A 10,046-nucleotide genomic window follows, 5' to 3' on the forward strand; every position below is an offset into this window, starting at 1 on the left:
CACCGGATCGAGCGCCGACGGATCGGATTTAGCGGTATCTGACTGCGCAGGCGCAGGCTGCAGCCGCTTCCTTTCCCGTTCCCGCATGAACTCGTCGTATTTGGCTGTGCCGGGCCGCGGTGGTGCGTCGGCCGGCAGGCCGCCGAGCCATTGCGGAATATAATCGCCTAATCCATCGGCGAGCTTCTCATTGATGGTTCCGCACCCGCTCAGGCTGCACGCCGGGAGCGCAACCGTCAGCAGCAGGACGAGATGGCGACTGTTGAGGAGCATCTTCAGAGCGTGCCAGCCTTACCCAATTGAAATGACGCGCCGGTTCGCCCGATGGATCGAGCGGTGTGCCGAACCGGCGCAACCGCGTCAGTGGCGCCAGGATCGCGAAGATAAAGCCTAAAAGGATAAAATTGGCTAATTGTGGAAGCTCATGGTATTTAGACACCATAATCGAATGGATGCCGACGGAATCGACCGGCCGGCTCACCGCGCCCTTCGTCGTGATTGACATCGCCGCGCGCGTGGGACGCCATGCCGCGCCGATACAAGGCTGAAAATTAATGGTTTATGGTGCGGCAAGGGCCGGGGACTCGGTTCGAGGCACGAATTCGACCAGGGAGGAGCGTTGATGTTGATTTGCACGAGGATATTGTCGCAGGCCGCGGCCGGGTTTGTCATGGCAGGCTCGGTTGCCCTGGCGCCGGCGCAGGCGCAGGAGAGCGTGAAGATCGGCCTGATCGTGCCGATGACCGGCGGCCAGGCCTCGACCGGCAAGCAGATCGACAATGCGGTCAAGCTCTACATGCAGCAGCATGGCGACACCGTCGCCGGCAAGAAGATCGAGGTCATCCTCAAGGACGACGCCGCCCTTCCGGACAATACCAAGCGCCTCGCGCAGGAGCTGATCGTCAACGACAAGGTCAATTTCATCGCCGGCTTCGGCGTCACGCCGGCGGCGCTGGCGGCGGCGCCGCTGGCGACGCAGGCCAAGATTCCGGAAATCGTGATGGCCGCGGGCACCTCGATCATCACCGAGCGATCGCCCTATATCGTCCGCACCAGTTTTACCCTCGCGCAGTCCTCGACCATCATCGGCGACTGGGCGGTCAAGAACGGCATCAAGAAGGTCGCGACCCTGACCTCCGACTACGCTCCCGGTAACGACGCGCTGAATTTCTTCAAGCAGCACTTCGTGGCCGGCGGCGGCGAGATCGTCGAGGAGGTCAAGGTTCCCCTCGCCAATCCCGACTTCGCCCCGTTCCTGCAGCGCATGAAGGATGCCAAGCCCGACGCCATGTTCGTGTTCGTTCCGGCCGGCCAGGGCGGCAATTTCATGAAGCAATATGCCGAGCGCGGGCTCGACAAATCCGGCATCAAGGTGATCGGCCCCGGCGACGTCACGGACGATGATCTCTTGAACGGCATGGGCGACGCCGTGCTCGGCACCGTCACCGCGCATCTGTATTCCGCCGCGCATCCATCGGCGATGAACAAGGAATTCGTCGCCGCCTACGAGAAGGCTTTCAACGCGCGTCCGGGCTTCATGGCGGTCAGCGGCTATGACGGCATGCATCTGATCTATGCCGCGCTGGAAAAGACCGGCGGCAAGACCGATGGCGATGCGCTGATCGAAGCCATGAAGGGGATGAAGTGGGAAAGCCCGCGCGGCCCGGTCTCGATCGACCCGGAAACCCGCGACATCGTGCAGAACATCTATATCCGCAAGGTCGAGAAGGTCGACGGCGAACTCTACAACGTCGAATTTGCGACCTTCGAGGCCGTCAAGGACCCCGGCAAGACCAAAAAGTGACCTCCCTGTTCACCAACCTGTTCGACGGCGTCGCCTACGGCATGCTGCTGTTCGTGCTTGCCTGCGGATTGGCGGTGACGCTCGGACTGATGAATTTTGTCAATCTGGCCCACGGCGCCTTTGCGATGACGGGGGGATATGTCTGTGCGGTTCTGGTCAATCAATCCGGCTGGCCGTTCTTTGCCGCGCTGCCGCTGGCGTTTGTTGCGAGCGCCCTGATCGGGGCGGTGTTCGAACGCGCGCTCTACCGTCATCTCTACAGCCGCAGCCATCTCGACCAGGTGCTGTTCAGCATCGGCCTGGTCTTCATGTCGGTGGCGGCGGTCGACTACGTCATGGGATCGTCGCGGGTTTTCATCAAGATTCCGGCCGCGCTCGAAGGCCAGATCGATTTCTTCGGCGTCGGCATCGGCCGCTACCGGCTGATGATCATCGTGATCTGCGGATTATTGACCGCGGGCTTGCAGCTGGTGCTGGCGCGCACGCGTTTCGGCAGCCGGCTGCGGGCGGCGGTGGACGACCCGCGCGCCGCCATCGGCCTCGGCATCAACGTGCCCAGGGTGTTCGCATTGACGTTCGCGTTCGGCTGCGGCCTGGCCGGCCTCGGCGGCGCGCTGAGCGCCGAGATCCTCGGGCTCGATCCGTATTTTCCGCTGAAATTCATGATCTACTTTCTGATCGTGGTGACCGTCGGCGGCTCCTCCAGCATCACCGGGCCGTTCCTGGCCTCGCTGATGCTCGGCATCGCCGACGTCGCCGGCAAATACTACGTTCCCAAGCTCGGCCCGTTCGTGATCTACACCCTCATGATCGTGATCCTGATCTGGCGTCCAAACGGACTGTTCGGCCGTACCAATGCCCGTTGAGCAGAGCGCCATGACCGCGCCGGCCGAGGTCGGATATCACGCCAGGCAGCACGGGCGCTGGCACTGGAGCGAGGCCGCGTGCTGGATTCTGGCGCTGGCCTGCGCGCTCTTGTTTCCTTCCCGCTACCTGATCATGACGGAAGTGGTGCGGCTGGCGCTGTTTGCGCTGTCGCTCGATTTGATTCTCGGCTACGCCGGAATCGTGTCGCTCGGCCACGCCGCTTTCTTCGGCGTCGGCGCCTATGGCGCCGGGCTGCTGGCGTTGCATGGCCTCGTCACCGAGCCGGTCGTGGCGCTGGTCTTGTCCGGCCTTGTTGCCATGGCGCTGGGCTTTGTCACGAGCTTCCTCGTGATCAGGGGCGCCGACCTTACTCGCCTGATGGTGACGCTCGGGATCGCGCTGTTGCTGGAGGCGCTGGCGGAGCGCTTTTCCGACATTACCGGCGGTACCGACGGCCTGCAGGGCATCGAAATGCAACCGATCCTCGGCCTGTTCGGCTTCGACATGTTCGGCAAGGTCGGATTCTTCTACTCGCTTTCCGTGCTGTTCGTGCTGTTCCTGCTGGCGCGGCGGATCGTGCACTCGCCATTCGGCCTGTCGTTGCGCGCGATCCGGAACAACCCGCTGCGCGCAGCCGCCATCGGTATCCCCGTCAACCGGCGGCTGATCGCGGTCTACACGCTCGCGGCCTTCTATGCCGGCGTCGCCGGCGCGCTGTTCACCCAGACCACGGCCTTGGCCTCGCTCGACGTGTTTTCCTTCGAGCGTTCCGCCGACCTGATGCTGGTGCTGGTGATCGGCGGCACCGGCTATCTCTACGGCGGACTGATCGGCGCGGTGGTGTTTCGCCTGCTGCAGGAAGTATTTTCGACGCTGACGCCGCAATACTGGCAGTTCTGGATCGGTCTCGTGCTGGTCGTGATCGTGCTGGTCGGCCGCCAGCGCCTGCATCGCTGGGCGCTGTGGGCGCCGAACCTGATCATCGGGCTGCTCGGCGGACGCAAGGCCGTGGTTGCCGTTCCCGAAAGCGATGCGCCATGACGCCGGCGCTGGAAACCATCGGGCTGGAAAAGCACTATGGCGGGCTCAGGGTAACGCGCGATCTTTCGCTGCGGATCCCGCTAGGGGCGCGTCACGCTCTGATCGGCCCGAACGGCGCCGGCAAGACCACCGTGATCGATCTGCTCACCGGCGTCCGCAAGCCCAATGCCGGGCGCATCCTGCTGCAAGGCGACGACATCACCGGCCTGCCGGTGCACCAGCGGGTGCTGCGCGGGCTGTCGCGAACCTTTCAGATCAACCAGCTCTATGCGGATCTGACGCCGCTGGAGACCATCGGGCTCGTGGTGTCGGAACGGCTTGGCGGCGGCGCCGACTGGTGGCGCCGGATGGGCACGCGCGACGACGTCAACGCCGAGATCGCCGAAAATCTGGCGCGCTTCCATCTGCTCGACGTGATGAACGAACGGACCGCGACCTTGCCCTACGGCAAGCAGCGCCTGCTGGAGATCGCGGTCGCGATTGCCGCCAAGCCCCGGGTTCTGCTGCTCGACGAGCCCGCGGCCGGCGTGCCCGAGAGCGAGCGTCACGATATCCTTGCCGCGGTCGCCGCCTTGCCGCGCGACGTCACCGTGCTTTTGATCGAACACGACATGGACCTGGTCTTCAGTTTTGCCGACCGCATTTCGGTGCTGGTCAACGGCGCGCTGCTGGTCGAAGGGCCGCCGGAGGCGGTGGCGCGCGATGCCAGGGTCAAGGCGGTCTATCTCGGCGAGGCCGCCGATGTCTGATTTGCTCGCCATCGAAAGCCTGCGCGCCGGCTATGGCGAGGCGGTGGTATTGCCCGATACGTCGCTGCGCCTGCCGGAAAGCCAGGTGCTGGCGCTGCTCGGCCGCAACGGCACCGGCAAGACCACGCTGATCAATTCCATTGTCGGGATCACCCGGCGGTTCGGCGGCTGCATCAGCCTGGGCGGGCTGGATATCACGCCGCTGCGGCCGGACCAGCGGGCGCGGGCGGGCATCGGCTGGGTGCCGCAGGAGCGCAACATCTTCCGCTCGCTGACGGTGGAAGAAAACATGACCGCGGTGGCGCAGCCCGGACCCTGGACCGTGGCAGAGGTCTACCGGATGTTTCCGCGGCTGAAGGAACGGCGCAACAATATGGGCAACCAGCTCTCCGGCGGCGAACAGCAGATGCTGGCGATCGGCCGCGCGCTGACGCTCAATCCCAGGGTGTTGTTGCTGGACGAGCCGACCGAGGGACTGGCCCCGATCATTGTCGAGGAACTGCTGGCGGCGCTTGGCACCATTACCCGCGCCGGCGGCATGTGTTCGATCATTGTCGAACAGAATGCCCAGAAGATTCTGGGGCTGGCCGACCGCGTCGTGATATTGGAGCGCGGCGCGATCGCTCACGAGGCGGCCAGTGCCGCGTTGAAGGCCGATCCCGCGGCGCTGGAACGCTATCTTGGCGTCGCCGGGGCCGCGGCGCAGAAATCCCTGAGGAAGTAAAACCATGCACAGAACAAAAGCTCCATTCCGCGCCGACGAGGTCGGCAGCCTGTTGCGGCCGCCGCGCATCAAGGAGGCGCGCGCCAGGCTGGAGCAGGGCGAGATCTCGGCCGACGATCTGCGTGGGATCGAGGACATCGAGGTCGAAAAGGTCGTGCACAAGCAGGCCTCGATCGGCCTCAGGCTTGCGACCGACGGCGAATTCCGCCGCTCGTGGTGGCATTTTGACTTTCTCAAGGATCTCGCCGGCTGCGAGCTGTTCCATCCGACCGAGGGCATCCAGTTCGCTGGCGTCGAGACCCGGCATGACGCCGTGCGGGTGATCGGCAAGCTCGACTTCCCCGAGCATCATCCGATGCTCGATCACTTCCGCTTCCTGAAGAAACATTGCGAGATCGCCCATGTCATGCCGAAGATGACGATTCCCTCGCCGGCGGTGCTGCATTTCCGCGGTGGCCGCAAGTCGATCGCAAAGCAGGTCTATCCCGATCTCGGCCCGTTCTTCGAGGATCTCGGCAAGACCTACCGCAAGGCCGTCAAGGCCTTTTACGACGCCGGCTGCCGCTATCTGCAGTTCGACGACACCGTGTGGGCCTATCTCTGCTCGCAGGACGAATTGAAGAAGGCGCGCGAGCGCGGCGACAACCCGGATGGCCTGCAGGAAATCTACGCCCGCGTCATCAACTATGCGATCGCCGGGCGGCCGGCCGACATGACGATCACGACCCATGTCTGCCGCGGCAATTTCCGCTCGACCTGGATTTCCTCCGGCGGCTACGAACCGGTGGCCGAAATCATGCTGGCCGGCACCAACTATGACGGCTATTTCCTCGAATATGATTCCGAGCGCGCCGGAGGCTTCGAGCCGCTGCGGTTCTTGCCGAGGGGCAACAAGATCGTAGTGGTCGGCGTCATCACCTCGAAGAGCGGGACGCTGGAGAATAAAGACGACATCAAGCGGCGGCTGGAGGAAGCCTCCAGATACGCCCCGCTGGAGCAGCTCGCGCTGTCGCCGCAATGCGGTTTTGCTTCCACCGAAGAGGGCAACATCCTGACCGAGGAAGAGCAATGGGCCAAGCTCAAGCTCGCGGTCGATGTCGCAAGCGAGGTGTGGGGGAAGTAGGGCAGGGCGTCTTGCCCGTACGAGCAGACCATGGCTTCGGTCGTAGTTCACAAGGTAGGCAAACAAAGGTGCCCTTTGCGCCGTACCCACCGTTTCGGATGCGAAAAGATGATGGGCACGCCATCTCCCTGCGCGTTCGCGGGGTCCGTTGGCTTTGCCCAAACGACCACTGTACTCGACAATGAACACTGACTTCCGCTTAATTCGTCATTCTGATCGCGCTTGGCACGATCGCTTCTTTGGTTTCGTCGCATCGAACTTTGAGGGCGGCCGCACGTTTTCCGCTTGGGGCGCGCGGGGTGGCTGGGTCGATGGATACGACGTCTTTGCGGTGGTCGTCGACGACCATGTCGTCAGCACGGTGGGCCGGCAGTCCATGCGGTATGTGATCAATGGCAAGGAGCGCAACGGCTACCAGCTCGGCGCAGTAGCAACGCATGCCGACCACCGCAACCGCGGGCTTGCGCGGCTGCTAATGGACAAGGTTCTGGGTGATCTCGATGCGCCAGATCAGCCGGTTATTCTGTTTGCGAATTCGAGCGTGCTCAACTTTTATCCACGGTTCGGCTTTCGCAGGTTCGCGCAAAGTAGCTTCTTCGGGCATATCGGTGTGCATCCCGCGGGCACGCTTGCCCCACGCCTGGACCTCGCAAGCCCAACCGACCGCGCGTGGTTGGCCGATCATTGCGCTAGAGCCGGTGCTATCGGCCGGGGCTTTAGCGCGCGCGACTACTATCCGACCTTGCTGTTTCATCTGACGCGTCAGCCGCGAATAGCCTTCAGACTGGATTCATTTGGGGCGGTTGTGATCGTGCAACAGGATGGCGATCGACTGCTGATTGAAGACCTGCTTGCGACACGGCCCTTTGGGTTGACGGGTGCCTTACCCCATGTCTGCGCAAAACCGGTACGGACGCTCGAATTTGGTTTCGATCCAGAAGCCTGGTGGCCAAACGCAGAGAGCCAATCCCTGGACGATGGCGGCTCGCCGCTTTTTGCGCGGGGCGCGGCTTTGGAGGTCGAGGAGCCCATCCGGTTTCCGGACTTGGCCCAGACGTAGTAACCTCGCCGCGGGATAATCCCTGGCCTCGACCGGAAAGAAGAAAAAGGGGTCATAGTGGAATTAGAGTAGAATAAGCTGCTCGGCTCAGGTCTCGCTGGAGTCGTCAACAGGCCCGCTCTGATCGGGCACCGGATGGGTTCGGCTTAGCCGGCGCGCTTGAGCGCTTCTGCCTTGAGCTGCGCAACCTCATTCTTCATGGAGCGCTTTTTATCGTGCGTGATTTTCCGCTCCAGGTCGGTTCTTCATGGAGCGCTTTTTATCGTGCGTGATTTTCCGCTCCAGGTCGGTGAGCTGATCGAGAAAACGGAAGCCGTCCTTGACGCGCCGGATCATGTCGTTCAGATTCGGGCGCTGATCCCTGCGGAGCAGATTGGTAAGCTCGTTCAGATCGTAATCCTTACCGTTCTCGACCTGGGCCACGAACTTCGCATAGTCGAGATTGTCCTGATCACTCTCCCATAGCTTGACCACCACCAGCGATCGCAACAGGCCGCGGTCAAATTCCCGGCCTGCAACTTCGGAGAGGTCGTGGAGGTCGCGGATCTTCGATCGCTGCGAAGCAGCCCTCACCTTTTCGGACAGGACTTCTTCATGGGCGAGCGACGGGATGTCCGCGGGCTTGAATTGCAGCAGCTTGAAATAGTCCTGGGTGAGTTGCGGCAGCGCGCGGACCGGAAGAACCGGCTTTTCCCGCAGGCTGACCTCCAGCTTGACCTTGACACCCCGCTCGTTGCCGGCATGCACGCAGACAGGGTTGGCGGCGAGACTTTTGTCGGTGAAGTACCAGTCCTTGTCGCGATCGAAGCGGAAGGACAGATCGTGATAGGGTTGACTGAGCGCGTCCAGCATCATCTCCATGATGTCTCCATCGCTGACGTCGCTCCGTCGGGTGAAATCGAGATCGGTCGAGTAGCGGCCGCGCGGGCCGAAGATCATCTTGCGCAGCATCGAGCCGCCTTTGAAGGCGACATGGTCTGTGATGCCCTTCTCGTGAAAGCGCTGAAGCAGGAAGGTCAGAATGATGTCGGTTTCGACCTTGCCGATATCCCTGGCGCCCGACTGCTGCGCGACCTTGCGGATTTGTTCGATGGTCAGCACGGCGTTATCCTGCTTTCCTGATGCGCGGGACCTCGGACAAGAGATCGCTTCGCCGCGCGTGGACGAACAGGCCCCAATCGGCGATATAACCGATATCGTCATCCCTGCGCTCGGGCCGGCCAAAGGTCGAGCGGGTGCTTTTCGGGATCGCCATCCGCAGCCGGGTGCGCCATTCGTCATGCAAAGGTCGTTCGACGAGATCGGTCAGGAAGCCGAGACGTTGCAGCAGCGAGGTGGATTGCATCTGCAAGGCGGCGTCGACAAGCTTGGCCTGATCGATGTCCACCATGGCGGCGTAGACGATGCGCGTCAGTTCCATGGGTCCGCCGGCGAGATCCGGGCGATCGGTGCAATCGATCACGGTCTTTTCGGGGTCGGAGATGGTCACGGCGCGGCCGTAGACAGTGTAGGATTTTGCGCCGAAGAACTTGCGGGCAGGAATCGTCACGAACCTGATTTCCGTGTCCTCGACGGTGCGGGCCCTGGTCTGCCGCTTGACGGCCACGAAGACGGTCGCGGGCATCTGCGTGGTGAAACTGTGGAACGCGGCGGCCGACCACCATCCGACATAGGAGTCTTCGACGACGGCGGCGGCGACGGCCAGCGGATTGTTTTCGCCCATGCTTTCCGCCCCGCGCTCGGGCGGCATCAGCATGTAACGTCCGCCGATAAGGCGCGTGAGCCAGCCCTTGCGGAGTAGATTCCGGATGACTTTGCGGCCGGTCTGTTCGGAATGCAGCAGCCCGATGATGTCGCCGGCCTCGACGACATTCCGTCCCTGTTCCAGGAAGGACAGCACGACACGGGTTTCAGCCGGTCCCAGCGTGCGTAGAGTAGAATTCATGACAGTCTAGCCCTCTGTAGGCTATTTTGTCGTACAAAATAATCTAACGCAGCCGCTCCTGTCAATGCAGTGATTGGTTTATACATCATTTTTGACCTATAAGGGCAAATTTTACATAAATATCAATCCGGATCCCCCACGTGCTTCCCCTGGGCAGAAATCCGGCGTCGCCACCCGGACCCGATGGGGCGGTCGTCCGGGTCCCCGCAGATCGGCTTCGGTCGAACTGAGGCCCGCAAATGCCTGAACCTAGTCTCGCAGCATATGCGTCTGTCGTTCCGCGCAACGTCGAAACGGCACAGGCAATGGCTTGCACTTGGCGGGAAACGCCGCCCGAAGGTGGACTTCAACAAACTGCCAAAGCGGAAATTTTATCGACGCGACGAAGACTAATAGTGCGACCAGTGAGTCTACTCTGCGCGCGGCTCCGTTGGCATCTGGAATCGTTCCTCGCGCTATAATGCGGGTATTGAAGCATCTGGGGCAGCGCTATGTCCAGCACGTGAACCGGACCTACCGGCGCGGCGGCATGCTATGGGAAGGGCGCTTCCGCTCCTGCCTCGCCCAGTCGGAACGCTACGTGCTCGCCCGCTATCGCTATATCGAGCTCAATCCCCACCGCGCCGGCATGGCGAGCCATCCCCGGCAATACCGGTGGTCGAGTTACCGGATCAACGCTGAAGGCAAGGCGAGCGATCTGATCGCACCGCACGATCAATGTGCATAGAATGAG

General features: G+C 62.4%; 11 protein-coding genes. 8 read left to right on the forward strand and 3 right to left on the reverse strand.

The features are described from left to right. Positions 1-273 (reverse strand): hypothetical protein (locus ABSG20_RS24650; RefSeq protein ID WP_423867111.1); only part of this gene is annotated, 273 nt, incomplete at its 3' end. Between the two features lie 397 nt (positions 274-670). Between ABSG20_RS24650 and ABSG20_RS24655 the strand changes: the two genes are divergently transcribed. From ABSG20_RS24655 to ABSG20_RS24685, 7 genes are all read left to right on the forward strand, one after another. Continuing rightward, entirely contained in the window at positions 671-1,804 is a 1,134-nt protein-coding gene (locus ABSG20_RS24655) for an ABC transporter substrate-binding protein (RefSeq protein WP_423867121.1), read from the forward strand. Further along, positions 1,801-2,670: a branched-chain amino acid ABC transporter permease gene (locus tag ABSG20_RS24660; RefSeq protein WP_423867112.1), complete on the forward strand. Its 870-nt coding sequence runs from the start codon at positions 1,801-1,803 to the stop codon at positions 2,668-2,670. The genes ABSG20_RS24655 and ABSG20_RS24660 overlap by 4 nt, the downstream gene beginning before the upstream one ends. A gap of 10 nt (positions 2,671-2,680) precedes the next feature. Continuing rightward, positions 2,681-3,712: a branched-chain amino acid ABC transporter permease gene (locus tag ABSG20_RS24665; RefSeq protein ID WP_423867113.1), complete on the forward strand. Its 1,032-nt coding sequence runs from the start codon at positions 2,681-2,683 to the stop codon at positions 3,710-3,712. Continuing rightward, the gene (locus ABSG20_RS24670) at positions 3,709-4,461 is read left to right on the forward strand and encodes an ABC transporter ATP-binding protein (protein ID WP_423867114.1); all 753 of its coding nucleotides are present in this window, start codon (positions 3,709-3,711) and stop codon (positions 4,459-4,461) included. The genes ABSG20_RS24665 and ABSG20_RS24670 overlap by 4 nt, the downstream gene beginning before the upstream one ends. Further along, positions 4,454-5,185 carry an ABC transporter ATP-binding protein gene (locus ABSG20_RS24675; RefSeq protein WP_423867115.1) on the forward strand — a complete coding sequence of 244 codons (732 nt, stop codon included), beginning with the start codon at positions 4,454-4,456 and terminating at the stop codon, positions 5,183-5,185. Before ABSG20_RS24670 ends, ABSG20_RS24675 begins: the two co-directional genes overlap by 8 nt. Positions 5,186-5,189: 4 nt before the next feature. After that, positions 5,190-6,308 carry a cobalamin-independent methionine synthase II family protein gene (locus ABSG20_RS24680; protein WP_423867116.1) on the forward strand — a complete coding sequence of 373 codons (1,119 nt, stop codon included), beginning with the start codon at positions 5,190-5,192 and terminating at the stop codon, positions 6,306-6,308. A 181-nt stretch (positions 6,309-6,489) separates the two neighbouring features. Next, positions 6,490-7,368, forward strand: coding sequence for a GNAT family N-acetyltransferase (locus ABSG20_RS24685; protein WP_423867117.1), 879 nt, complete (start codon positions 6,490-6,492; stop codon positions 7,366-7,368). 210 nt (positions 7,369-7,578) lie between these two features. Here ABSG20_RS24685 and ABSG20_RS24690 read toward each other — a convergent pair whose 3' ends face one another. Both ABSG20_RS24690 and ABSG20_RS24695 read right to left on the reverse strand, forming a co-directional pair. Beyond that, complete coding sequence (locus tag ABSG20_RS24690) at positions 7,579-8,469, reverse strand: nucleotidyl transferase AbiEii/AbiGii toxin family protein (protein WP_423867118.1); 891 nt, start codon at positions 8,467-8,469, stop codon at positions 7,579-7,581. A gap of 4 nt (positions 8,470-8,473) precedes the next feature. Beyond that, positions 8,474-9,313: a type IV toxin-antitoxin system AbiEi family antitoxin domain-containing protein gene (locus ABSG20_RS24695; RefSeq protein ID WP_423867119.1), complete on the reverse strand. Its 840-nt coding sequence runs from the start codon at positions 9,311-9,313 to the stop codon at positions 8,474-8,476. Positions 9,314-9,773: 460 nt separating this feature from the next. Here ABSG20_RS24695 and ABSG20_RS24700 point away from each other — a divergent pair, with 460 nt between their 5' ends. Continuing rightward, positions 9,774-10,040: a transposase gene (locus tag ABSG20_RS24700; protein WP_423867120.1), complete on the forward strand. Its 267-nt coding sequence runs from the start codon at positions 9,774-9,776 to the stop codon at positions 10,038-10,040. Positions 10,041-10,046: the final 6 nt, after the last annotated feature.

The sequence above is a fragment of the Bradyrhizobium sp. genome, from assembly GCF_049512235.1.
In the GTDB taxonomy this organism is placed as follows: Bacteria; Pseudomonadota; Alphaproteobacteria; order Rhizobiales; family Xanthobacteraceae; genus Bradyrhizobium.